This is a genomic window from Paenibacillus sp. 598K, assembly GCF_003851045.1.
GTDB lineage: Bacteria > Bacillota > Bacilli > Paenibacillales > Paenibacillaceae > Paenibacillus_D.
In genome coordinates this window covers 17,458-17,967 of the sequence record NZ_BFBX01000052.1, presented here as the reverse complement: position 1 = coordinate 17,967, position 510 = coordinate 17,458, and the positions used below count along the sequence as shown (strand labels likewise).

Genomic DNA, 510 nt, shown 5'->3' with positions numbered 1-510 from the left:
CAGCGGCTTGTCCCCGAGCATCGCTGCGAAGGTCGGGCTGCCCGGCCGCATCGCCACCTTGCTGAACAGCACGCGCGATGGCAGCCGATTGTACTCGCCCGCCTCTGCGATCCCGTGCATCAGCTCCGCCATCACATCATAGTCGCCGACCGAGACGCCGCCTGTCGTCATGATGCCATCGCAGCTCGTCAGCGCCACATCGATGGCAGCCGTTACCTGATCCAGCCGATCGGGCAAGGCCCCGAACAGCACCGGCTCGCCGCCGCTGCGAGCGACGAGCGACGCCAGCATGGCGCTGTTGCTGTCGCGGATGCGCCCCGGCTCGAGCTGCGCGCCCACTGGCAGCAGCTCGGCTCCGGTCGCGAAGACGGCGATGCGCGGCTTCGCATAGACCGCCACTTCGGCATACCCAAAGGTGCCGAAGACAGCGATATGGCCCGGCGTGATCAGCGTGCCGGGCCCCGCCAGAGCGCTGCCCAGGCGGAACTCCTCGCCGGGCTGCGCCACATG

Annotated in this window: 1 protein-coding gene; it reads right to left on the bottom strand. The window is 69.0% G+C overall.

Features of this window, described 5'->3' with window-relative positions; all coding sequences use genetic code 11:
• Window positions 1-510, bottom strand: a 510-nt coding sequence (locus PA598K_RS16320; RefSeq protein ID WP_260405444.1) for a molybdopterin-binding protein, incomplete at both ends; no start/stop codon positions are given.